The following is a 24181-nucleotide window of genomic DNA, read 5'->3' as shown; positions in this document are numbered from 1 at the left end:
CGGGGCGAGCAGGGCCGCGGTGCCTCAGCTCTCGAGTGCCGGCAGGTGAGCGGGATGCCCGCCTGCGAGCTGTTCGATGATGCGCACGACCTGGCAGCTGTAGCCGTACTCGTTGTCGTACCAGACGTATACGACGGCACTGTCTCCGGTGACGATGGTCGCGAGACCGTCGACGATGCCAGCGCGGTTGGAACCGACGAAGTCGGTCGAGACGATTTCGTCGGATTCGACGTAGTCGATCTGGGTGCGGAGCGCACCCGTCAGCGAAACCTGCTGCAGTGCGGCGTTGATCTCTTCACGCGTCGTCTCTGCCTCGAGCTGCAGATTCAGCACGGCCATCGACACGTCAGGGGTGGGAACGCGGATCGCGTTGCCGGTCAGCTTGCCGGCGAACTCGGGCAGCGCCTTCGCGACCGCCTTTGCCGCTCCGGTCTCGGCGAGCACCATGTTGAGCGCTGCCGAGCGGCCGCGGCGGGCCCCCTTGTGGAAGTTGTCAGTGAGGTTCTGATCGTTCGTGTAGGAGTGCACGGTCTCGACGTGCCCCCGGGCGACGCCGAAACGGTCGTTCAGTACTTTCAGCACCGGTGTGATCGCGTTGGTGGTGCACGACGCAGCGCTGAGGATGCGCTGGTCATCGGTGATCGCATCGTGGTTCACGCCGAAGACGACGTTGAGCAGGTCGCCCTTGCCCGGTGCGGTGAGCAGGACGCGGTCGATGCCGGGGTTCTCAAGGTGCTTGCCGAGGCCTTCGGCATCGCGCCAACGGCCCGTGTTGTCGACCAGAATCGCGTTCTCGATGCCGTATTGTGCGTAATCGACATTGGCGGGGTCGTCCGAGTAGATCACCTGGATGCGCACGCCGTTGGCGAGGATCACATTCTCGTCTTCGAGAACCTTGATCGTGCCGTTGAAGGGCCCGTGCACCGAGTCGCGCTTCAGCAGGTTGGCGCGCTTCTCGAGGTCGTTCTCTGCGCCGCGGCGCACGACGATCGCACGGAGGTTCAGGCCGTTGCCGCTGCCGGAGTGCTCGATGATGATGCGGGCGAGAAGACGGCCGATGCGGCCGAAGCCGTAGAGCACCACATCGGTACCCGTGCCGGGCTGCGCTCCGATGGCGGGGGCGAGGGCTTCGCGGAGGTACGCGTGCAGGTCGCCCGCGCCTGCGGCGCGGTAATCGTTGGCGAGCAGCGCGAGATCGACCGATGCGGGTCCGGGCTGGATCGCGGCGAGCGCGGAAACGATTGCCGCCGTCTCTTCGAGGGGAAGCTCGGCGTCATCGATCTTGCGGGCGAAGCTGTGCGCGCGAATGATGTCGATCGGGGAACGGCCCACGAGGCTGCGGCCGTGAATGGACATCACGACATCGTGATCGCGATAGAGCTGACCGATGAGCGGGATCATCCGCTCGGCGAGTTCCTGCTTCGCCTTCCAGGCTTCGAGGTGAGCATCAGCACGCTGGTTCATGTGAACGGAGGGTTCCTTCCCTGGGGTTACCTGAGTGGTTCGGCCTGCCCGCCGGAGACGTTGAACGTCCGATTCCAGTATCCCACGATGACGTCCGCGCGTGGCGACCGGCGCGCCACGGGGCGCATGACGCCGTGTGACGCCAAGATTTCTCGGTGTCCACGCCCGTGTCGCATGCTGGAACGGTACCGTGGGCGATCGCCCGCATCCCCAATGACATTGAGGAATCTTATGACCTTCACGAAGCGCGGCACTCTGGCCGCTTCGCTCGCAGCGCTGGCCCTCGCGGCTGCCACGGCGCTGGCCGGCTGCTCGACCTCCGCCTCCGACTCGGGTAGCTCCGACGCGGGCTCCGATACGACCGTCAAGATCGGCGTCGTCGGCGCGAGCGATCCGTACTGGCAGACCTTCATCGATGCCGCCGCCGAGGAGGGCATCACGGTCGAACTCACCGACTTCACCGACTACAACCAGCCCAACCCGGCGCTGAGCGAGGGCGAGCTCGACCTCAACCAGTTCCAGCACATCCAGTACCTCGCCGACTACAACGTGTCGAACGATGACGACCTGGTGCCGGTCGGGGCGACGGCGATCTACCCGCTCGCCATCTTCTCCACGAAGCACACGAAGCTCGACGAGGTTCCGAAGGGCGGAACCGTTGCGGTTCCCTCGGATCCCAGCAACCGCGCTCGCGCGCTGAACGTGCTGCAGTCGGCCGGCCTGATCGAACTCACCGACGGCGGCACGCTCTTCTCGACCCCGGACGACATCGATGCCGCCAAGTCGAAGGTCACGGTGACCGAGATGGATGCGTCGTTCACCGCGACCTCGCTCTCTGACGTCGACGCCGCGGTCGTCAACAACGACTTCGTCACCGATGCGGGCCTGAAGTTCTCGGACGCCCTGTACCAGGACGACCCGAGCGATGAGGGTGCGAAGTACTTCATCAACATCTTCGCGGCTCGTGCCGAAGACAAGGACAACGAGACCTTCAAGAAGCTCGTCGAGATCTACCAGACCAACGCAGACGTTCAGGCGGGCGTGCTCGAGAACTCGGGCGATTCCGCAATCCTCCTCGACACCCCGGTGTCCGAGCTCCAGGAGATCCAGGACGACGCAGAGGCGCAGATCGCGGCGAGCAAGTAAGTCGCAGCCTGACGCGCGAAGCGCATAGGATCGGGGCGTTCGGTTTTCCGAGCGCCCCGTTTCCGTCTATCCGAAGGGAGACGCGATGACCCGCGTCCAGATGATCGGCGTCTCGAAGCGCTACCCGGGCCGTGGCCCCAGCTCAGAACCGATCGTCGCCGTTGACGACGTGTCCATCGACGTCGCCTCGGGCGAGATCCATGCGATCATCGGATACTCTGGCGCCGGGAAGAGCACGCTGCTGCGCCTGGTGAATGGTCTGGAGCGTGCGACGGCGGGGCAGATCCTGGTCGGCGACGATGACATCACCGCTCTGCCCGAGTCGAAGCTTCGCGTCGCGCGAGGCAATATCGGCATGATCTTCCAACAGTTCAACCTGTTCCACTCGAAGAAGGTGGCGAAGAACGTCGAATACCCGCTCATCGTGGCCGGGGTTCCGGCAGAGGAGCGCAAGCGCCGCGTCGCCGAACTGCTGCAGTTCGTGGGTCTCGCCGACAAGGCCGGCGCTTACACGGATCAGCTCTCGGGCGGACAGAAGCAGCGCGTCGGCATCGCACGTGCACTGGCCACGAACCCGGGCGTGCTGCTGGCAGATGAGGCAACGAGCGCCCTCGACCCGCAGACCTCGCACGAGGTGCTCGCGCTGCTCAAACGCGTCAATGCGGAGTTCGGGATCACCATCATCCTCATCACCCATGAGATGGAGGTGGTGCGCGAGATCGCACATCGCGTTACGGTCATGGACAGTGGGCGCGCGGTCGAACAGGGTGATGTCTTCGACGTGTTCTCCGCACCGCAATCGCAGACGACGCAGCGCTTCGTCGCGACTGCGCTGCCGACGCAACCCGAGGCCGAACACTTGGAGGCGCTGCGCGAGCGGCACCGCGGGCGCCTCGTCTCGCTGACGTTCAGGGACGGCGATGTGGATCAGCCCGTCGTCTTCCGCACGCTCGCCGAGCGCGGCGTGGGCGTCAGCATCGTGCACGGCGGCATTACCGATGTCGGCGGCCGCAGCTTCGGCAAACTCACCCTCGAACTGATCGGCGAAGACCTGAAGGTGGAGCACGCCATCGCTGCCCTTGCCCAGGAGACGACCCTGGAGGTGCTCGCGTAATGGACAACCTCATTCAGCTGCTCGAGAGCGGCAAGTTCCTCGAGGCGACGTTTCAGACTCTGGTGTACGTCGTGTTCGCGATGCTCATCGGAGGGGTGCTCGGGCTCCTCATCGGCACGGCACTCACGGTCACGCGACAGGGCGGCATTCTGCAGAATCGCGGCGTATTCCTCGTTTTGAATCTGCTCGTCAACTTCTTCCGACCGATTCCCTTCGTGATTCTGCTGGCGGCGATTCAGCCGCTCGGCCGTGTCATCGTGGGCACGGGCATCGGCGATCGCTTCCTGATCTTCGTGCTCTCGTTCGCCGCGACCTTCGGCATCGCGCGACTCGTCGAACAGAATCTGCTCACGGTGCCTCCGGGGGTGATCGAGGCGGCACGCGCCATGGGTGCTGGGCCGGTGCGCACGATTCTGACCGTCTTGATTCCCGAGGGACTCGGTCCGTTGGTTCTGGGCTACACCTTCGCGTTCATCGCGGTCGTCGACATGACGGCGATGGCGGGCGTCATCGGCGGTGGCGGCCTCGGAAATCTGGCGCTGCAGTACGGCTATCGCCAGTTCAATCCGTGGATCACGTGGGCGGCGGTGCTCGTCATCATCGCCATCGTGCAGCTCGTGCAGCTGCTCGGCAACGTCATTGCACGAAAGCTGTTGCGCCGATGAGCGCCGAGCTGCCGACTGCGTCGGTGCTCTCCGACCTGCGCGCTGCGGCGGAGTCACTGTGGCCAGTGGAGACCGCCGAGAGCTGGGATCGTGTCGGTCTCGTATCGGGTGCCGACGACGCGCCGTTGCGGCGCGTTCTGCTCGCGGTCGACGCAACAGCGGAAACCGTGGGCGAAGCGCTCGACTGGCATGCCGACGCCCTGCTGACGCACCATCCGCTGCTGCTTCGCGGCATTCACAGTGTGGCCGAGGATACGGCGAAGGGGCGTCTGCTCGCAGACCTGATCCGTGGCGGCTGCGCGCTGTACGCGGCGCACACCAACGCTGATCAACCGGCCGGAGGCGTCTCCGCGGTCATCGCCGAACAACTCGGGCTCACGGGTGCCGTTCCCATCGTGCCGCACGCGAGCGATGCCGCGATCGGGATCGGACGCGTCGGGGATCTCGCGTCACCGCTGACACTTCGCGCCTTCGCCGAGCAGGTCGACGCGGTGATGCCCGCGACCGTCTCGGGTGTGCGGGTCGCGGGCGATCCGGAGCGCACGATTCGCCGTGTCGCACTTCTGGGCGGCGCAGGCGACAGTCTGCTCGACCACCCCCTCGTGCGTTCTGCGGACGTGTATCTGACCTCAGACCTCCGCCATCACCCGGCACAGGAGGCGAGCGAAGCCGCGACTGCCGCAGGAGGCCCGGCGCTCATCGATGTGGCCCACTGGGCAAGCGAGTCGTTGTGGCTTGAGGGTGCTGCGGCAACGCTGGGCCGGTTGCTCCCGGGAGTGGAGTTCCGGGTGAGCTCCCTGCGCACCGATCCGTGGATCTTCTCAGTGGGCGCCCACGCCGAGTGAACCGGAGGATCGCCACGCCGCGATAGGCTGAACCTCATGAAGGCCAGCCCGCGACAGCAGCGACTCCTGCTCGATCTCCAAGATCTCGATACGACGCTCGCGCGACTCCGCCGTCAGCGCAAGACGCTGCCGGAACGCGAGCAGCTCGCCGGTCTCGCCGGCGAGACGTCAGACGTGCGCACGCGGTACATGGCGGCGCAGCGCGAGCTCGATGCGCAGAACGCCGAGCTCGAACGTGTCGAGTCCGACGTCGCACTGGTGCAGCAGCGTCGCGACCGCGATCAGCAGCTGCTCGCCGCGAGCACGTCGAGTAAAGAAGCGCAGGCCCTGCAATCGGAACTCGAGACGCTGACTCGACGTCAGTCGGAACTCGAGGACCGCGAGCTCGAGCTCATGGAGGTGCAAGAGCAGGCGCGCATCGCCTTCGACGAGGCACAGGCCGTGCTCGATGGCGTCGACGCGCGCCGCACCGATATTCAGGCCGCGATCACCTCCTCCGAACAGCGCATCGATCGCGACATCGCGTCGCAGCAGGAGGAGCGCGACGGCCTCGCCGCCGAGGTGCAGCGTGACGTGCTCGGCGTCTATGAAGATCTTCGGGCCCGCATCGGCATCGGTGCTGCCCGTCTGCGCGGCAACGTGTCCGAGGCGAGCAACATGGCGCTCGCGCCCGCCGAGCTCAGCGACATCAGGTCGGCGGCCCCCGATGAGCTCGTCTTCTGCCCGGGAACCGGTGCCATTCTCGTGCGCATCGAGGAGTAACAGCCGCAGTGCTCTAAGCTGGTCTCTGGGAATGGGCCGGTGAGACGGTCGCGTCGTTCCGGAGCTTCGGCTTCTGAGCGCCGAGGAACGTCCGGGCTCCGCAGGGGAGAACGGTGGGTAACGCCCACCCGGGGCAACCCGCGAGAAAGTGCAACAGAGAGTAGACCGCCCGCACGGTTCGCCGTGCAGGTAAGGCTGAAAGGGTGGTGTAAGAGACCACCGGCGCTCGTGGTGACACGGGCGGCCAGGTAAACCTCGTTCGGAGCAAGGCCAGACAGAGGATGATGACGCGCCCCGCCGAGTCCTCGGGTAGGCCGCTAGAGGGTGTCGGCAACGGCACTCCGAGAGAGATGACCGTCACTGATCGGCTCGCCGATCATGACAGAACCCGGCGTATGATCCGACCCATTCCCCTCATCGAGCCGAAGCGCCGTGTCAGTCGCCCGACACGGTCAGCAGCTCGAACCCGTCTTCGCGAATCACCACGGTGTGCTCGAACTGCGCGGTGATGCTGCGGTCTCGCGTGGTGACCGTCCAACCGTCCTCCCACTGATCCCACTCGTGCGTGCCGAGGGTCAGCATCGGTTCGACGGTGAACACCATGCCGGGCACGATCACATCGTTGTACGCCGGCGCGGAGTCGTAGTGGGGGATGATGAGTCCGCTGTGGAACGACGTTCCGACACCGTGGCCCGTGAAGTCGCGCACCACGCCGTACCCGAAGCGTTTCGCATAGGTTTCGATGACGCGGCCGATGACGTTGACTTCGCGACCCGGCTTCGCCGCGCGAATTCCGCGCAGCATCGCCTCGTGGGTGCGCTCGATGAGCAGGTCGATCTCCTCGGATACCTCGCCGACGCGGTAGGTACGGTTCGTGTCGCCGTGCACGCCATCGAGGTACGCGGTCACATCCACGTTGACGAGGTCGCCGTCGCGCAGCACGGTATCGTCAGGGATCCCGTGGCAGATGACCTCGTTGACCGAGGTGCATGACGATGCGGGGTAGCCCCGGTACCCGAGCGTCGAGGGGTACGCGCCCTGAGCGATCACGTAGTCGTGCGCCACGCGATCCAACTCGGCCGTGGTCACGCCTGGTCGCACAGCCGCGCCCACTGCGTCGAGTGCCCCCGACGCGATGCGCCCGGCTGCTCGAATGCGATCAATTTCCGGCTCGGAGTAGGTGTTGTCGCCGACGTAGTGCGGCGGCACAGCGAGGCCGACATAGGGCGGCCGTGTGATCGCCGCGGGCACTGCGCGCGGTGCGGGGCGAGTGCCGGGTACGAGATGGCCGTGTGCGTCGAAAGGCATGCCTCTAGTCTAGGAAGTACGTTCGGCACCGCCGACCGCGAACGTCATCTGGCAGCGCGCGAGCGCAGAAGGAAGAGAACGATGAGCAAGCGAGAGTGGGGGATCGAGGATCCTTCGGAGACGTACTGGTACAACTCGCGCACCGGCGACATCGAAGAGGGGCCGCAATCGCTCTCGGTCGATCGCATCGGCCCGTTCGCCACACGCGAAGAGGCTGCGCGCGCCAACGAGATCGTCGCCGAGCGCGCTCGCGCCTGGCGTGAAGAAGAATCGGCCGACGACTGAGACGTAACACGATCGTCATGGTCGCGGGATAGTCTGAGGCCAGCGGCGCGCGCGGGCTTTCCGGGCGGCGCGCACGAGTGCAACATCCTGAGCAACGGACGGAGGAAGCGTGAGCAAGCAGCGAGATTTTGTTCTGCGCACGATCGAGGAGCGCGGTGTCAGGTTCGTTCGGCTGTGGTTCAGCGACGTCTCTGGCACGCTGAAGTCGGTCGCGCTCGCACCGGCAGAGGTCGAGGGAGCCTTCAGCGAGGGCATCGGTTTCGACGGCTCGGCCATTGAAGGCCTGACGCGCGCGTACGAATCCGATCTGCTCGCGGTTCCGGATCCCTCGACCTTCCAGTTGCTGCCCTGGCGCAGCCAGTCGGCGCCGACCGCCCGCATGTTCTGCGACATTCGCACGCCGAACGGAGAACCCGCCGTCGCGGATCCGCGCAACGTGCTCAAGCGCACGCTCGCCACCGCCGCGGAAGAGGGGTTCTCCTTCTACACGCACCCCGAGATCGAGTTCTACCTGCTGAAGTCGAAGGAATTCGATGATCGTGGGCCGGTTCCCGTGGACCGTGCGGGGTACTTCGACAACGTACCCGGCGGAACCGCGCACGATTTCCGGCGCGAGAGCGTCAACATGCTGGAAGAGCTCGGCATCTCGGTGGAGTTCAGCCACCACGAAGCCGGTCCCGGCCAGAACGAGATCGACCTGCGCTACGCCGATGCGTTGACGACCGCCGACAACATCATGACGTTCCGCACGGTCGTCAAAGAGGTCGCCATCGCGCAGGGCGTGCACGCGACCTTCATGCCGAAGCCGCTCGCGGGGCACCCGGGCTCGGGTATGCACACGCACCTCTCGTTGCTTGAGGGCGACACGAATGCGTTCTACGACCCGGGCGCCAAATACCAGATCTCGCAGACCGGTCGTCGGTTCATTGCCGGCCTGCTGCGCCACGCCCCTGAGATCACCGCGGTCACCAACCAGTACATCAACTCGTACAAGCGTCTGTGGGGCGGCGACGAAGCTCCGTCATTCGTGAGCTGGGGGCACAACAACCGCTCCGCACTCGTGCGCGTACCGATGTACAAGCCGGGTAAGGGCGACGCCGCACGCGTCGAGTATCGCGGCATGGACAGCGCAGTGAACCCGTATCTCGGATTCTCGATGCTGCTCGCCGCAGGCTTGAAGGGCATCCGCGAGGAGTACGAGCTGCCGCCCGAGGCCGAGAACAACGTCTGGGCGCTCAGCGATGGCGAGCGTCGGGCGATGGGCTTCGACCCGCTGCCGACAAGCCTGGACCACGCGCTCGCCGTGATGGAGCGATCCGAACTGGTCGCCGAGACGCTCGGGGAGCAGGTCTTCGCCTACTTCATCCGCGACAAGCGCCGCGAAGTCGCCGAGTACCGCAGCCAGGTGACGCCGTACGAGTTGTCGTCGATGCTCGACACCATCTGACGCGTAGTCTGGACGCATGGCACGGGAGCACGCGACGATCACCCTTTCCGAGATCGCACGTGCGGGGTTTCAAGACCTCGGCGAGGCCCGCGACTCGCTGACCGCGCTGGGGGTTCAGCTCGGCTACGCGCCGACTGAGTTTCTGCCGGCGTTGACGGCTGCCGCGGATCCCGACGCCGCGCTTCGCCGGGTGCGCGAGCTGGCAGATCAGCACCGGGGTGTGCTGAGCGAGATCGACTTCGACGAATTCGGGAGATTGTGTCTACTGGTGGGCGCGTCTCCGGCTCTGGGCGACTTTTTCGCACGGCACCCGAACCGCCTGGTCGAAATCTTGCGCGACGGTGGGGCGGTGATCGACGCCGAACGTGCACGGGCCGAGCTCGCCGAGGCAGTCATCGACCCCTCCGACGGTGCGGTGCGGTGCGGTGAATCGGGCTGGATCGCGCTGCGCGCACGGTATCGAGAACTCCTCGCCACACTGATGCTCTACGACCTCGACGCCGGGCGTCGAGGTGTGGCCACCGAGGTCTTCGAAGACGTCGCCGCGTCACTCTCGGGCCTCGCCGCAGCGGCCATCGATGCCTCGTTGACGGTCGCGCGCGCGACGTTCGCCACGGGTGCATCTGGCCCGGCGGTGAGCCGGGAGCGGCTCGACGCATTGCGTTTGGGCATCGTGGCGATGGGCAAGTGCGGTGCCGGTGAACTCAACGTCGTCTCGGACGTCGACGTGGTGTTCGTCGTTGACAGCGCAGACGACGATGTGCTCGGCGGCGATGCGCTGATCCGGCTCGGTACACGGCTCGCCAGTGAAGTGATGCGCGGCATCCATGACCCCGCGGTCGAGCCGCCCCTGTGGCAGCTCGACGCGAATCTGCGACCCGAGGGGCGGCACGGAGCACTCGTGCGCACGCTGAGCTCCATGCGCTCGTACTACGACCGCTGGGCCAAAGCGTGGGAGTTTCAGGCGCTGCTCAAGGCTCGTCCCCTCGCAGGCGACCTCGAGCTCGCGGGCGAGTTCGTGGCGCAGACCCGCGAGGGCGTCTGGGCGTCAGCCACTCGTGACGACTTCGTCGGGTCGGTGCAGCGGATGCGCGAACGCGTGACCGAGCACATCGCCGATACAGATCTCGACGTGCAGTTGAAGCTCGGCCCCGGAGGGCTCCGCGACATCGAGTTCAGTGCCCAGCTGCTGCAGCTTGTGCATGGTCAGTACGACGAGCGCCTCCACGTCGCCGGTACGCTGCCGGCCCTACGTGCGCTGGTCGAAGGTGGATACATCGCACGAGGAGACGGTGACCGGCTCGCCGCGGATTATCGGCAGCTGCGGGTGCTCGAGCACCGACTGCAGCTGCGCGACCTCCGCCGCACAGCGCTGATGCCCGTCGACGAGCACGGACTTCGGGTGCTCGCCCGTGCCAGCGGACTCGCGAAAAGCGCTCCGGAACTGCAGCAGCACTGGGAGCGCATCAAGCGAGAAGTGCGTGAACTGCATGTCAAGATCTTCTATGCCCCGTTGCTGAGCGCCGTTGCGGCGCTGCCGGAAGAGGAGCTCGTACTCGGCAGCGATGCAGCTCGGGCTCGCCTCACGAGCATCGGGTTCACAGACCCCGACGGAGCGATGCGACATATGGCGGCGCTGACGCGCGGCACCACTCGTCGTGCACGTATCCAGCGCAACCTCATGCCCGTTCTCCTGCAGTGGTTGGCCGAGGGTACCGACCCAGATTTCGGCCTGCTGGCGTTTCGTCGGGTCAGTGAGGCAAATCGGGAGTCGCCCTGGTATCTCCGACTGCTGCGTGACGGAACCGAGGCGGCCGAGCGCCTCATGCGTGTGCTCTCGAACTCCCGGTTTGCCGCCGACCTGCTCGAATCGGTGCCCGAGGCCGTCGCCTGGTTGGAGCGCGACGAACGCTTGCAACCGATGCCGCTGCCGCTGCTCTTCGACGAGATGCGCGCCATCGCCTCGCGCCGCGCAGGCCTCGATTCCGCAGCGACCGCGTTACGCACCGTGCACCGACGCGAAGTGCTTCGCCTGGCGCTCGGGCGCGTGGTCGGTGCCATCGACGACGCAGCCGTTGCAGCGGGTCTTGATGCCGCGCACACGGCGCTGCTCGACGCGCTGCTCCTCGCTATACGCGCCGAGGCATCACCCGGGTCTCCGCACGGCCTCGAGATCGCGCTCATCGGGATGGGGCGATACGGCGGGCGCGAGCTCGGGTTCGCATCAGACATCGACCTGGTCGCCATCTATCGGGCCGGATCGGGGACGCCGAACGACATCGCTGCCCGCGAGGCGGTTCGACTCGTCTCGGAACTCCGCCGTGCCGTCGCCGATCCGCGCTTTCCTGTCGATCTCGACTTCGACCTGCGCCCCGAGGGCAAGAACGGGCCTTTGGCGCGGAGCCTGGACGCGTCACGCGCCTACTACGAGCGATGGTCGGTGACCTGGGAAGCGCAGGCGCTCTTGCGCGCCCGCTTCGTCGCCGGCGACGCACAACTCGGCGCTGACTTCATCGCGCTCGCCGACGAGATTCGCTATCCGGCTGAATTTGGTGATGCTGAGACGCGCGAGGTGCGACGCATCAAGGCTCGTGTCGAAGCGGAGCGCCTCCCGCGCGGCGCCGATCCCAAGCGCCATCTGAAGCTGGGGCCCGGTGGGATCAGCGATGTCGAGTGGCTGGTGCAGCTGCTGCAGCTGCGTGGTGCGGCACAGCATCCTGAGCTCAGAACGGTGTCAACAGTGGGTGCGCTCCGCGCAGCCACTGAACTCGATCTCCTCACGCCTGACGATGCGGAACACTTGCTCGAATCCTGGAGATTCGCGAGCCGGGTGCGCACCGCGTTGAAGCTCTGGACCGGACGTGGCTCGGATTCGCTGCCGACCGACTGGAACGATCTCGCCGGAATCGCCGGCGTGCTCGGCCTTCCGCGCGATCGTACGTCAGAGCTTGAGGAGCAGTGGTTCGGGGTAGCCCGCCGCGCGCGTGCCGTGGTGAACCGAGAGTTCTTCGGATACGACGACGACCCGCGATTCCCGTTGCACTGATTCGACACTTCGATGCTTGGGCGACCTCCGCGGTCACGCCATGCAATATTTACACGGCGTTCACACTCAGGGCTAGCGCAATTCGTTATCGAAGTGTAACTTGATCGTTATGCAGTACTTACAAACATTCCTTGAGGCGTTGCTCGCAGAAGACGGCGCCGAGTTCGAAGACGAACTCGAGTCCTAAGTCCCTCCCACCCGATGACGATGACGTCTTCGGTACCAACGAGTGAGCCCCGCTGACCTTTTTAGGTCAGCGGGGCTCACTCGTTTCTCCGAGAGATCAGACGCCGTAGTAGAGCTCGAACTCGAACGGGTGCGGACGGAGCGCCATCGGAGCGATCTCGTTCTCGCGCTTGTACGAGATCCAGGTCTCGACGAGCTCTTCCGTGAAGACGCCGCCCTCGAGCAGGAACTGGTGGTCGGCCGACAGCGCTTCAAGCGCCTCTTCGAGCGATCCCGGAACCTGAGGGATGTTCTTGGCCTCCTCGGGGGGCAGCTCGTACAGGTCCTTGTCGATCGGATCCATCGGCTCGATACGGTTGCGGATACCGTCGAGGCCCGCCATCATCTGTGCGGCGAACGCGAGGTACGGGTTGCCGGAGGCGTCGGGGGCGCGGAACTCGATGCGCTTCGCCTTGGGGTTCGACCCGGTCAGCGGAATGCGCACTGCGGCCGAGCGGTTGCCCGCCGAGTAGGCAAGGTTCACCGGAGCCTCGTAGCCCTTGACCAGGCGACGGTAGCTGTTGATCGTCGGGTTCGTGAATGCGAGGAGCGCGGGTGCGTGGTGCAGGATGCCGCCGATGTACCAGCGGGCGATGTCGGAAAGCTGCGCGTAGCCGTTCTCATCATAGAAGAGGGGCTCGCCACCCTTCCAGAGCGACATGTGCGTGTGCATGCCCGAGCCATTGTCGCCGAAGACCGGCTTCGGCATGAAGGTCGCAGTCTTGCCCCAGAGCTCGGCCGTGTTCTTCACCACGTACTTGAACTTCAGGACATCGTCGGCGGCCTTGACGAGGGTGTCGAAGCGGTAGTTGATCTCCGCCTGGCCGGGTGCGCCCACCTCGTGGTGCGAGCGCTCCAGCTCGAGTCCGGCTTCGATGAGGCGCAGCGAGATGTCGTCACGCAGATCCGCCTGCTTGTCGACGGGGGAGACGGGGAAGTAACCGCCCTTGTCGGGGGTGGTGTTGCCGAGGTTGCCGCCTTCGATCTTGCGGGCCGAGTTCCAGTTCGCCTCTTCGGAATCGATTTCGTACATCGTGCGACGCGGCGTCGTCTCGTACCGCACGGAATCCAGAATGTAGAACTCGGCCTCAGGGGCGAAGAACGCGGTGTCGGCGATGCCGGTCGAAGCCAGGTACTGCTCGGCCTTCTTGGCGACCTGGCGGGGGTCCTTGGAGTAGATCTCGCCCGTGCGCGGGTTGAAGATGTCGCAGATCACGATCAGCGTGCGCTCGGCGCGGAACTGGTCGAGGTACGCCGTCGTGACGTCGGGGATGAGCTGCATGTCGGACTCGGCGATGCCGGCGAACCCGCGAATGGAAGAGCCATCGAACATCTGGCCGACCTCGAAGAAATCATCATCTACCGTCGCTGCGGGGATGTTGAAGTGCTGCTGCACCCCCGGCAGATCGGTGAAACGAATGTCGACGAACTTGACGTCGGTTTCCTTGATGAAGTCGATGACTTCCTGCGGGGTAGTGAACATGCTGCTCCTCGGGTGTTGTTCGGCCGGAGGCATTCGGTTCCTCAGCGCGCCGATCGTGTGGTTCCACCCTACGCGAGCATGATTTCAGAACCGTGAGTCCCATGTTTCGCGCGTGTTACGCGATGTTCATCGGCATACGCTCGGCGAACACGGCTGACGCAGGGCGGTCAGCCGCGGACGAGCACGGTTCCGGCGATCTTGTCGTGGAACGCACGCTGATCTGAGTCCCACACCAGTACAGGGATGACGAGACAGAGCAGCAGCGTGCGAACGACTGGGCGCCACAGGCCGACCCAGCCGCCGGTCAGCGGTACAACGCGCAAGCCGAGCAACCGGTGGCCGAGAGACCCGCCGATCGTTGGAATGAACACGACCTGCATCACGGCGAAGACGACCACGTTCCAGAGTTCGGGGTGCAACCCACCGATCAACAGGTACGCCGGGAGGGCGGCAAGCGCCCAATCGATCAGGATCGCAAGAACTCGACGACCGAAGCGAGCTACCGAACGCTGCCCGGTCTCCGGGAGTCCGAGTCGTTCGCCAGGCCACTCGCTGGGTTCGAGCTCTCCGAATCGCTGCGGCGACGATGCGGGCATTGGTTAGCGGGGTCGCTGTGAACGGACGCGGTTCGGATCCATGCCCTTGGGGATGCCGACCGGGGTGCTCTGGAGTGAGGTGAGTCGACTGTGCACGGCATCGACTTCTGCACGACTCATCACCGTCTTGAGCTTGACGAGTGTGCGCGACAGCTTCGGCAGCGGCACCCCGTCACCATCAGGGCCGACGTACAAATGCACAACGGCGACATTGCGGAGTGCGCGCTTCACTTTGCGCTCCTCGTCTGCGGCCATGCGCTGCGTGCGCTGTTTCGACCCCTCAGAGATGAGCACGACGCCACCGCGGCCGACGACGCGGTACACCGCATCCTGCGCGCGATTGATCGCGACCGGAACCTCGGAGCCGCGCCAGGATCGACGCAGCGCGCTCTGTACGACCGCGCCCACGGCGCCCGGGCGCCCGGAGATCTGCTCATACGCGGTGTGCTCTGCGCGACGGCCCAGCACGATCATCACCAGGAGGATGCCGACGAGTACGCCGGTGATCGGCCACAACACCCACGCGAACCAGCTGCCGGGAAGCAGCCAGGCGAGGAGCACCGCCACGAGAATCGGAGCGATGAAGCACAGCAGCAAGATCCACGGCAGATTCGTGTCGTGCACCTTCGTGGTGCGGTAAATCTCGATCATCTGCCGAATGCGGCCGTTGCGCTTCGCCTGCTCTGCTGCCATACCCTCCAGGATACCGGCAAACGGGGCGAGTGTTGACGCACTGCGAGCGGACCGACGCTCAGAAAAGCTTGACGCGCTCACACCCACCGTTCGGAACCGTAGCGCTTGACTTGTCCACGTTCGCGCATGAGTACTCGGGGCGATGGCCGATCGCGCGGCAGACTGCCACCTATGAACCAGGGCTCGACCTCGCGCACTGAGCCGGATCTGTCGCGAGGTGCTGCGCGCTTTCGGCCACACGCGCCGAACACGGCGCGTGCCGGCGCGGCGCAGGCGCTCGTGAGCAGGGCGTGGCAGTGGCTCGAATCGGCGTGGGAGCGCCGCGCGACGGGGAGGTGCGGAGTACCGAGAGGTGCCGAACGCAGGCACCGAAAATCGGGCCACGATGTGGGCTGCGCAGGGCTCGGCTTGCCGATGCACGAACTCCGACGCATGCTCCGACGGGCTGACACCGTCGAGGTCGCAGACATTCTGGGCGACGTGATCGGTCTCGCTGCCGCAGAGCTGGCGAACCCTCGACAACCATGGTCAGTCGAACGGGCGCGCGAGGCGGTCGCTGAGGCGTGCGAACGAACGTTCGAGTTCGACGATCACAAGTGGCCGCCGAGGAGCGCTGTGGTTTCGACGGAAAACGCGCTGCGCCGCGATCGATTCAGAGAACGACCGCGGCGCAGCGCGTAACGGGGCGGGCGTGAGCCCAGATGGCCTAGATTCCGAGGTTGCCCTCGAACTGTCCGGCCTCGAGCCGTTCGCGCACGAGCGACAGGAAGCGCGCCGCGTCCGCTCCATCGACGATCCGGTGATCGTACGAGAGCGCGAGGTACACGGTCGAACGCACCGAAATGGAATCACCCTCGGGGCCCGAGATGACGACCGGCTTCTTCACGACTGCGCCGGTGCCGAGAATCGCGACCTGCGGCAGGAAGACGAGCGGGGTGTCGAAGAGCGCCCCACGCGATCCCGTATTCGTGAGCGTGAAGGTGCCACCGCTGAGCTCATCAGGCGTGAGCTTGTTGTCGCGCGTGCGCGCCGCGAGGTCGGCAATTTCGCCCGAGATCTGAGCGAGATTCTTCTCGCCTGCCTCCCGCAGCACCGGTGTGAGCAGCCCGCGCTCGGTATCAACAGCGATGCTGATGTTCTCGGTGTCGGGGTAGACGATCGAGTCGCCGTCGACCGTGGCGTTGATGATCGGGTAGGTGCGAAGCGCCTCTGCCGCCGCGAGTGCGAAGAACGGCAGGAACGAAAGCTTTGAGCCGGACTTCGCCAGGAACTCGTCCTTCTTCTTCTGCCGCAGCTGGGCAATGCGCGTCACGTCGACTTCGACCACGGTCGTGAGCTGAGCAGTCGACTGCAGCGACGCCACCGCGCGCTCAGCGATCACCTTGCGGAGACGGCTCATCTTCTGCGTCGTGCCGCGCAGCTCGGACACCTCGACCGTCGGAGTCGATGCCGCAGGAGCCGCGCTTGCTGCACCTGCGGGTGCCGCGACTCGCTCTGCAGCTGCCAGCACGTCCTCCTTGCGGATTCGACCGCCAACGCCGGTGCCGGAGATGGTGCCGAGATCGACACCCTTCTCGTTCGCCAGCTTGCGGACGATCGGCGTGACGTACCCGGCGTTGCTCTCGGTTTCGGCGGGAGCGGCGTGCGACGCCGCGGGAGCCGGAGCAGCCGGAGCTGTGCTGGCCGGAGCCTCGACTGCAGGTGCAGGTGCAGGTGCAGCAGGAGCAGCGGGCGCGGCCGGTGCCGGAGCCGCAGCGGGAGCGGCTTCAGCAACCGGAGCCTGAGCAGCCGGCGCAGACGGAGCCGCTCCGCTGCCAATGCGAGCGAGTTCGGCGCCCACCTCGATGGTCTCGTCTTCCTGTACGAGGATCTCCTGAAGTACCCCAGCGATCGGCGAGGGAACTTCGGTGTCGACCTTGTCCGTCGATACCTCGAGCAAAGGCTCATCGACATCGACGGTGTCGCCGACGCTCTTCAGCCAGCGGGTGACGGTGCCCTCGGTGATGCTCTCACCGAGCGACGGCAGGGTGATGCTCTGCGAATCGCCACCAGCGGGAGCAGGTGCCGACTCGGTCGCCGTCGCTGCAGCGGGTGCCGGCTCTGCGGCAGCGGGCGTCTCGGCCGCGACCGGCTCAGGGGCCGAGGAGGCCTCGGCCGGGGAAGCTGCAGGCGCTGCTGCTGCTGCTGCAGAACCGCTTCCGTCTCCGACCTTGGCGAGCACCGCTCCCACTTCAGCGGTTTCGTCCTCTTGCACGAGAATCTCCTCGAGCACGCCCGCGACGGGCGACGGGATCTCGGTATCGACCTTGTCGGTCGAGACTTCGAGCAACGGTTCATCGACCTCGACGGTGTCGCCGACGTTCTTCAACCAGCGGGTCACCGTGCCCTCAGTCACGCTCTCGCCCAGTGCGGGGAGGACCACCGATTCACTCATCGTGCATATCTCCGTTCGTAGTAATCAGTCTGTGCGCAGCGCTTAGATGGCGTGCAGCGGCTTGCCGGCGAGCTTCAACATGGACTCGCCGATCGTCTCGTTCTGCGTCGGGTGGCCGTGCACGAAGGGGGCAACATCTTCGGGGTAGGCCTCCCAGTTCACGATCAGCTGCGCTTCGCCGACCAGCTCACCGACGCGGGCGCCGATCATGTGGACGCCGACGACGGGGCCGTCAACGACGCGCACTGCCTTAACGCTGCCCGCCGTACCGAGAATCGAGCTCTTCGCGTTGCCGGCGAGGTTGTACTCGTAGCTGACCACGCGGTCGTCGCCGAACTGCGCCTTCGCCTTCGCTTCGGTCAGGCCGACTGAAGCGATTTCCGGGTCGCAGTACGTGACCTTCGGGATGTTGACGTCTTCGACGATGACGGGGTTGAGGCCCGCGATCTCCTCTGCAACGAAGATGCCCTGCTGATAGCCGCGATGCGCGAGCTGCAGTCCGGGCACGATGTCGCCGATGGCGTACACGCCCGCGACGTTCGTCGAGAGGCGCTCGTTCGTGAGCACGAAGCCCCTGTCCATTTCGATGCCGACCTCTTCATATCCGAGGCCCTGGGTGACGGGCCCGCGGCCGACGGCGACGAGCAGGTAATCAGCCTCGACGGTGTTGCCGTCTTCGAGAGCGACCGTCACGGTGTTAGCATCCTGGGTGACCGACTGGAAGCGGACGCCGAGCTTGAAGTCGATGCCGCGCTTGCGGAAGGCGCGCTCAAGCTGCTTCGAGATGGACTCCTCCTCGTTCGGCACGAGATGGGGGAGACCCTCGATGATGGTCACCTCTGCACCGAACGACTTCCAGACGCTCGCGAATTCGACGCCGATGACGCCGCCGCCGAGAATGGCGACGCGCTTCGGGATCTCCTGCAGCTCGAGAGCCTGCTCGCTCGTGATCACGCGACCCTCGATGGCGAGGCCGGGGAGTGACCGCGAGAAGGAACCCGTCGCGAGCACCACGTTCTTGCCGATGATGCGATCTTCGCCCACTTGCACCGTGTTCGCGGCAACCAGCTTGCCCTCGCCCGCGATCACCGTGATGTTGTTGGCTTTCAGGAGGCCCTGGAGACCTTTGAACTTGCCGGCGACGAGGTTCTCGCGGAACCGAGTGACGCCCGCGATATCGACGCCCGAAACGCTGGACAGCACGCCGTACTTCTCGCCTTCGCGAGCGACATCGGCAATCTCTGCGGAGTGCAGCAGCGCCTTCGTCGGGACGCAGCCGCGGTGCAAGCACGTGCCGCCCAACTTGTCCTTCTCGATGACGGCGGCGCTGAATCCCAGCTGCGTCGCGCGGATCGCCGCGGCGTAGCCGGCGCTTCCGCCGCCCAGAACCACGATGTCAAACTGCTGATCGGCCAAGTGGGGTCTCCCTCGGAATACTCGCAATGTGAAGGGCGTCCGAAATGTGCAGGGCGCGCCTCGACCAGCCTACACCGGAGCGCCCGAGTACCATTGCGCAGGGTTTCGCTGAGGGCGTGATGATTTCGCGGCTCGTGATGCGCGCCGTTCGTAGGATTGAAGCGTGACGGAATCGATCTTTTCTGCTGATTACTCGGAACGCCGAGCTCGGGTACCGCGCGGCCTGCCCCTGGTCGTGGCGATGCAGGGCCTGAGTGATGCCGGCGGCGCCATCGCGCAGCTTGAAGAATTCCTGTGGAAGCACGGTGAACCCGAAGAACTGGTGCGGTTCAACGCCGATCTGCTGCTCGACTACCGGGCGCGACGTCCCATCATTACGTTCGATGAAGATCACTTCGTCGACTACGCCCCCGAAGAGTTGACGCTGTCCTTGTTGCACGACGAGCTCGGTGCCCCGTTCCTGCTGCTCAGCGGGTACGAGCCCGACTTCCGATGGGAGCAGTTCATCGACACGGTTCTGCTGCTCGTGCACGAGTTTGAGGTCTCGATCACCGTCTGGTCGCACGCGATCCCGATGCCCGTGCCGCACACGCGGCCGATCTCGATGACCGTCAGCGGTTCCCGCGATGATCTGATCGAAGCGCGGTCCGTGTGGAAGCCGACCACGAAGCTCTCGGCCTCGGCGTCGCATGTACTCGAATATCGCTTGCACGGGCTCGGTGAGGAGGTGGCTGGGTTTGCCTTGCTGATCCCGCACTATCTGGCGAACACGGAATACCCCGATGCGCTCTACTCCGCGCTCGACGGCATCATGGCGGCGACCGGACTTATTCTGCCCACCGACGAGGTGCGAAGGCTGGCGCGACAGTTCACCGCTCAGGTCGACACGCAGATCGCGGAAAACGAGGAGTCTGCGGAGATGGTGCGCAACTTGGAGCAGCGCTATGACGCATACATGGAAGACCAGAGCCCGCGATCGCCCTTGGTTGCGGAAGACGGTTCGATTCCGACGGCCGACCAGCTCGCAAGCGAGTTGGAGCGGTACCTGGCGGAGCATCAGCGTCGACGCCCCGAAGATGACGCCCCGGAAGCGGTGTGAAAATAGCACCCGGCGCGTCGAGTGGCAAGAACTTCCTGGGGTCCGTGCAATAATTGATGTGCAGCCCATGCAATCCGGCTCTCATTCTCGCTCGCGGGAATACGCCGGGCTTGACATGGGTTTTCATGCTGTGAGCACCTGACGGCGATTTCACCGTCAGCACAGGCCGAGATCTGAACGAGAGAGGCGGCTGCGTGGCAACTGCATCCACGACCACGACTCGAGCATCCAAAGCGGGTGCGACCCAGCAGGCAGGACAGACCGAGGAGGCCGGCGAGATGACCGAGACCACTGCGGCTCCGCGCAAGACGGCAGCAGCCAAGAAGACCACTGCTGCAGCGAAGAAGGCATCGACGGCGGCGAAGAAGCCAGCGGCGACCAAAGCGAAGCGCGCGACGAAAAAGACCGAGGACGAGATCGATCTCGACGCTCCCGAGGTCGATGAAGAAGCCGAAGCCGCCGAAGAGGAGAAGGCGGCTCCGGTGATCACCGAGCCGCTGCCGACCGGCGCGATCGTGCTGAAGGCCGGTGACGAGGAAGACGTTCCGACCATCACGACCGCGATTCCCGGTGCGACCGCTGATCCGGTGAAGGATTACCTGAAGCAGATCGGCAAGGTGGCGTTGCTGAACGCCGCTGAAGAAGTCGAGCTCGCCATGCGTATCGAGGCCGGCCTCTTCGCTGAAGAGAAGCTCTCGACGGAAAAGGGTCTGGCGAAGAAGCTTGAGCGCGAGCTCAAGTGGGTGGCGCGCGACGGCCAGCGCGCGAAGAGTCACTTGCTCGGAGCAAACCTCCGCCTCGTCGTGTCGCTTGCAAAGCGCTACACCGGCCGCGGCATGCAGTTCCTGGACCTCATTCAAGAGGGCAACTTGGGTCTGATCCGCGCGGTCGAGAAGTTCGACTACACCAAGGGCTTCAAGTTCTCGACCTATGCGACCTGGTGGATCCGTCAGGCCATCACGCGCGCAATGGCCGATCAGGCGCGCACGATCCGTATTCCGGTGCACATGGTCGAGGTCATCAACAAGCTCGCCCGTGTGCAGCGGCAGATGCTGCAGGATCTCGGTCGCGAGCCCACGCCTGAAGAGCTGAGCCGTGAGCTCGATATGACTCCTGAGAAGGTCGTCGAGGTGCAGAAGTACGGGCGCGAGCCCATTTCGCTGCACACGCCACTCGGCGAAGACGGCGACAGCGAGTTCGGTGACCTCATTGAAGACACTGAAGCGGTGGTTCCGGCCGACGCGGTGGGCTTCACGATGCTGCAGCAGCAGCTCGAACAGCTGCTCGATTCGCTCTCAGAGCGCGAGGCCGGCGTGATCCGCATGCGGTTCGGCCTGGGCGACGGTATGCCGAAGACGCTCGACCAGATCGGTGACACCTTCGGCGTCACGCGTGAGCGTATTCGCCAGATCGAATCGAAGACGATGGCGAAGCTGCGGCATCCGTCGCGCAGCCAGCAGCTCCGCGACTACCTCGACTGAGTGATTTGCGGCGTCGATCGACGCCCATGAGAAAGGGCCCCGGTGAAGATCACTTCACCGGGGCCCTTTCTGTCTCGCGAGTTACGCGTTGAGCTTATGGGTCTCGTCGTGCCAGGTCTCCGCCATCGGGCGCAGTTTTGACTCGTGCTTGTTCGCGTGATGCGCGCAGAAGAGCAATTCGCTTCCGCCCAGCAGCACCCGGACGTATGCCTGCGCACCGCAGCTATCGCAACGGTCCAGCGCACTCAGGGGACGATCTGCGGACTCAACCTCTTGGGTTCGATCCTGCTCGAGTGTCGTCATGGCATCCTCCTCTTCTTTCATCACTACGCCACCATCCAAGCACGACCTCCCGAAAATTCCCGCATTCTGTCGCCGTGGTTCGCTGACCGCGTAGCACGGGGACTCGACCTGGGCACTCGCCGGATCGCCTGACCGCCGATGTCCGTGGTGTGGCCTAGGGTAGATCCGTCATCAACCTGAGGAGATCCGAGTCGTGGCAGATTCCAGCTATTCCGCGAGACATCTCACCGTGCTCGAGGGGCTCGAAGCGGTGCGTAAGCGGCCGGGCATGTATATCGGCACCACCGATTCGCGTGGATTGATGCACTGCCTCTGGGAAATCATCGACAACTCGGTCGATGAAGCGCTGGGCGGTTTCGGCAACGCCATCGGCGTGGTGCTGCACGATGATGGCAGCGTGACCGTTGCCGACAACGGCCGCGGCGTACCCATCGATATCGAACCCAAGAGTGGGCTCAGCGGCGTCGAGCTCGTCTACACGAAGCTGCACGCGGGCGGAAAGTTCGGTGGCGGTGGCTACCAATCGTCAGGTGGCCTACACGGCGTCGGTGCGTCTGTGGTGAACGCGCTCTCCTCACGACTCGACGTCGAGGTCGACCGAGAGGGCAAGACCTGGGCGATGTCGTTCCGTCACGGTGAGCCCGGGATCTTCGCTGGCGATGGGCCTGACAGCGCTTTTACGCCCTTCGAAGAGGCGTCTGAACTCCGCGTCGTCGGCAAGGTGAAACGGGGGGTGACCGGAACGCGTGTTCGCTACTGGGCCGACCCGCAGATCTTCTTGGCGTCGGCACGATTCGAGCCGGAGTCGCTGGTCGCGCGCGCGCGGCAGACGGCGTTCCTCGTTCCGGGCCTCGCGATCGCGATCACCGATGAACGGTCAGAATCCCGAGGCGACGACGGTGTCGCTCCGGTGCATGAATTCGCGTACGAGGGTGGCATTTCGGAGTTCGTCGACTTCCTCGCGGTCGATGCTCCGCTGACCGAGACCTGGCGCGTCACCGATACGGGCACGTTCCGTGAGACCGTTCCGGTCATGGACGCGGAAACGGGTCATCTGGTTTCACGAGAGGTCGAACGCGAGTGCGAGGTCGACGTCGCACTGCGCTGGGGAACCGGGTACGACACCGAGATTCAGAGTTTCGTCAATATCATCTCGACGCCCAAGGGCGGCACGCACCTCACCGGCTTCGAGCAGGGACTGACCCGCTTCTTCCGCAAGCAGATCGAGACCAACGCTCGGAAGTTGAAAGCGGGCAGCGACAAGCCGGAGAAGGATGACATTCTGACCGGACTCACCGCGGTCGTGACCGTGCGGGTCCCCGAACCCCAGTTCGAGGGGCAGACGAAAGAGGTGCTCGGCACTGCAGCCGTGCGCGCGATCGTGACGAAAGCGATCGTTCAAGGGCTGACCGAGCGCTACGAGTCCTCGAAGAAGGCCGACAAAACCCAAACGGCAGCGCTGCTCGAGAAGATGGTCTCTGAGATGAAGGCGCGGATCGCGTTGCGCGCGCAACGCGACACCGCGCGGCGCAAGAGTTCGCTGGAGAGCTCGTCATTGCCGGCGAAACTCATCGATTGCCGCTCCAAAGAGGTCGCGGAGACGGAACTGTTCATCGTCGAGGGTGACAGCGCGCTCGGCACGGCCCGCCCGGCGCGCGACAGCGAGTTCCAGGCGCTGCTTCCGATTCGCGGCAAGATTTTGAATGTGCAGAAGGCTTCGGTCGCCGAAATGCTCAATAACACAGAGTGCGGCGCCATTATCAAGGTGCTCGGCGCAGGTTCGGGGCGCGACTTCGAACTCGAATCCGCACGCTACGGCAAGGTCATCCTGATGAGCGACGCCGACGTCGATGGTGCGCACATTCGCACACTGCTGCTCACGCTGTTCTTCCGCTACATGCGACCGATGCTCGAAGCGGGTCGCGTGTACGCTGCCGTGCCTCCGCTGCATCGCGTCATCGTGCAGAATGCCGGCCGGAAGCCCAATGATGTGATCTACACGTACAGCGAACGCGAACTCAACGCCTTGCTTGCTGATCTAAAGAAGCGCGGAAAGAAGTATCAGGAGCCGATCCAGCGGTACAAGGGTCTGGGCGAGATGGATGCCGATCAACTCGCGGAGACCACGATGGATCGAGAGCATCGTGCGCTGCGGCGCGTTCGCGTCGAAGACGCCCACTCGGCCTCGCAGATCTTCGAGTTGCTCATGGGCAACGATGTGGCACCGCGCAAGGAGTTCATCATCGAGAATGCCGATGACCTGGATCGCGAGCGCATCGACGCCTAACTCGAGCGAGGCGTTCTCTCCGAAGTTTCTGGTGTGAGGATGCATCCGGCCCCGTGCTCCCGCGTTTGCGGAGGCACGGGGC

General features: G+C 65.0%; 19 protein-coding genes and 1 other RNA gene. 12 read left to right on the top strand and 8 right to left on the bottom strand.

All coding sequences use genetic code 11. From position 1 onward, the window contains the following. Window positions 1-24: 24 nt before the first annotated feature. On the bottom strand, window positions 25-1464 hold the full coding sequence (locus tag AMS67_RS12775) for a glyceraldehyde-3-phosphate dehydrogenase (RefSeq protein WP_053387726.1): 1440 nt from the start codon (window positions 1462-1464) through the stop codon (window positions 25-27). 231 nt (window positions 1465-1695) lie between these two features. On the opposite strand from AMS67_RS12775, the gene AMS67_RS12770 reads away from it, so the two are divergent. The 6 genes from AMS67_RS12770 to rnpB all read left to right on the top strand — a co-directional run bounded on the left by AMS67_RS12770 (window position 1696) and on the right by rnpB (window position 6408). Continuing rightward, window positions 1696-2610, top strand: coding sequence for a MetQ/NlpA family ABC transporter substrate-binding protein (locus AMS67_RS12770; RefSeq protein ID WP_053387725.1), 915 nt, complete (start codon window positions 1696-1698; stop codon window positions 2608-2610). A gap of 85 nt (window positions 2611-2695) precedes the next feature. Next, window positions 2696-3724 (top strand): methionine ABC transporter ATP-binding protein, encoded by a 1029-nt coding sequence (locus AMS67_RS12765; protein ID WP_053387724.1) that lies wholly within the window; start codon window positions 2696-2698, stop codon window positions 3722-3724. Next, entirely contained in the window at window positions 3724-4389 is a 666-nt protein-coding gene (locus AMS67_RS12760; RefSeq protein ID WP_053387723.1) for a methionine ABC transporter permease, read from the top strand. Before AMS67_RS12765 ends, AMS67_RS12760 begins: the two co-directional genes overlap by 1 nt. Next, window positions 4386-5234: a Nif3-like dinuclear metal center hexameric protein gene (locus AMS67_RS12755; protein ID WP_053387722.1), complete on the top strand. Its 849-nt coding sequence runs from the start codon at window positions 4386-4388 to the stop codon at window positions 5232-5234. The genes AMS67_RS12760 and AMS67_RS12755 overlap by 4 nt, the downstream gene beginning before the upstream one ends. A gap of 36 nt (window positions 5235-5270) precedes the next feature. Beyond that, on the top strand, window positions 5271-5996 hold the full coding sequence (locus AMS67_RS12750) for a zinc ribbon domain-containing protein (RefSeq protein WP_053387721.1): 726 nt from the start codon (window positions 5271-5273) through the stop codon (window positions 5994-5996). 32 nt (window positions 5997-6028) lie between these two features. Next, window positions 6029-6408: RNase P RNA component class A (gene rnpB / locus AMS67_RS12950), an RNA gene on the top strand. Window positions 6409-6431: 23 nt separating this feature from the next. Here rnpB and map read toward each other — a convergent pair. Further along, window positions 6432-7304: a type I methionyl aminopeptidase gene (map, locus tag AMS67_RS12745; protein ID WP_053387720.1), complete on the bottom strand. Its 873-nt coding sequence runs from the start codon at window positions 7302-7304 to the stop codon at window positions 6432-6434. An 81-nt stretch (window positions 7305-7385) separates the two neighbouring features. Here map and AMS67_RS12740 point away from each other — a divergent pair, with 81 nt between their 5' ends. The 3 genes from AMS67_RS12740 to AMS67_RS12730 all read left to right on the top strand — a co-directional run bounded on the left by AMS67_RS12740 (window position 7386) and on the right by AMS67_RS12730 (window position 12082). Further along, window positions 7386-7589 (top strand): hypothetical protein, encoded by a 204-nt coding sequence (locus AMS67_RS12740; protein ID WP_053353106.1) that lies wholly within the window; start codon window positions 7386-7388, stop codon window positions 7587-7589. Between the two features lie 109 nt (window positions 7590-7698). Beyond that, window positions 7699-9036: a type I glutamate--ammonia ligase gene (gene glnA, locus AMS67_RS12735; protein ID WP_053387719.1), complete on the top strand. Its 1338-nt coding sequence runs from the start codon at window positions 7699-7701 to the stop codon at window positions 9034-9036. 16 nt (window positions 9037-9052) lie between these two features. After that, window positions 9053-12082: a bifunctional [glutamine synthetase] adenylyltransferase/[glutamine synthetase]-adenylyl-L-tyrosine phosphorylase gene (locus AMS67_RS12730; RefSeq protein WP_053387718.1), complete on the top strand. Its 3030-nt coding sequence runs from the start codon at window positions 9053-9055 to the stop codon at window positions 12080-12082. A gap of 283 nt (window positions 12083-12365) precedes the next feature. Here AMS67_RS12730 and glnA (AMS67_RS12725) read toward each other — a convergent pair whose 3' ends face one another. From glnA (AMS67_RS12725) to lpdA, 5 genes are all read right to left on the bottom strand, one after another. Then, window positions 12366-13790: a type I glutamate--ammonia ligase gene (gene glnA / locus AMS67_RS12725; protein WP_053387717.1), complete on the bottom strand. Its 1425-nt coding sequence runs from the start codon at window positions 13788-13790 to the stop codon at window positions 12366-12368. Window positions 13791-13957: 167 nt separating this feature from the next. Further along, entirely contained in the window at window positions 13958-14386 is a 429-nt protein-coding gene (locus AMS67_RS12720) for an RDD family protein (RefSeq protein WP_053353102.1), read from the bottom strand. 3 nt (window positions 14387-14389) lie between these two features. Further along, window positions 14390-15079: a DUF4191 domain-containing protein gene (locus AMS67_RS12715; RefSeq protein ID WP_053387716.1), complete on the bottom strand. Its 690-nt coding sequence runs from the start codon at window positions 15077-15079 to the stop codon at window positions 14390-14392. Window positions 15080-15785: 706 nt separating this feature from the next. Then, window positions 15786-17513, bottom strand: coding sequence for a 2-oxoglutarate dehydrogenase, E2 component, dihydrolipoamide succinyltransferase (gene sucB / locus AMS67_RS12705; RefSeq protein ID WP_053387714.1), 1728 nt, complete (start codon window positions 17511-17513; stop codon window positions 15786-15788). A 42-nt stretch (window positions 17514-17555) separates the two neighbouring features. After that, window positions 17556-18929, bottom strand: a complete 1374-nt coding sequence (lpdA, locus tag AMS67_RS12700) for a dihydrolipoyl dehydrogenase (protein ID WP_053387713.1) — start codon at window positions 18927-18929, stop codon at window positions 17556-17558. 163 nt (window positions 18930-19092) lie between these two features. Here lpdA and AMS67_RS12695 point away from each other — a divergent pair, with 163 nt between their 5' ends. Further along, window positions 19093-20028, top strand: a complete 936-nt coding sequence (locus tag AMS67_RS12695) for a proteasome assembly chaperone family protein (RefSeq protein WP_053387712.1) — start codon at window positions 19093-19095, stop codon at window positions 20026-20028. Window positions 20029-20222: 194 nt separating this feature from the next. After that, window positions 20223-21509 (top strand): RNA polymerase sigma factor, encoded by a 1287-nt coding sequence (locus tag AMS67_RS12690; protein ID WP_053353096.1) that lies wholly within the window; start codon window positions 20223-20225, stop codon window positions 21507-21509. 81 nt (window positions 21510-21590) lie between these two features. Here AMS67_RS12690 and AMS67_RS12685 read toward each other — a convergent pair whose 3' ends face one another. Further along, window positions 21591-21812: a DUF7455 domain-containing protein gene (locus tag AMS67_RS12685; RefSeq protein ID WP_053353570.1), complete on the bottom strand. Its 222-nt coding sequence runs from the start codon at window positions 21810-21812 to the stop codon at window positions 21591-21593. 193 nt (window positions 21813-22005) lie between these two features. Here AMS67_RS12685 and AMS67_RS12680 point away from each other — a divergent pair, with 193 nt between their 5' ends. Further along, window positions 22006-24099 carry a DNA gyrase/topoisomerase IV subunit B gene (locus AMS67_RS12680; RefSeq protein WP_053353095.1) on the top strand — a complete coding sequence of 698 codons (2094 nt, stop codon included), beginning with the start codon at window positions 22006-22008 and terminating at the stop codon, window positions 24097-24099. Window positions 24100-24181 lie beyond the last annotated feature (82 nt).

It is taken from the genome of Leucobacter japonicus, from assembly GCF_001273855.1.
GTDB classification, from domain to species: Bacteria; Actinomycetota; Actinomycetes; order Actinomycetales; family Microbacteriaceae; genus Leucobacter; species Leucobacter japonicus.
This window is presented reverse-complemented; position numbering and strand designations above follow the sequence as displayed.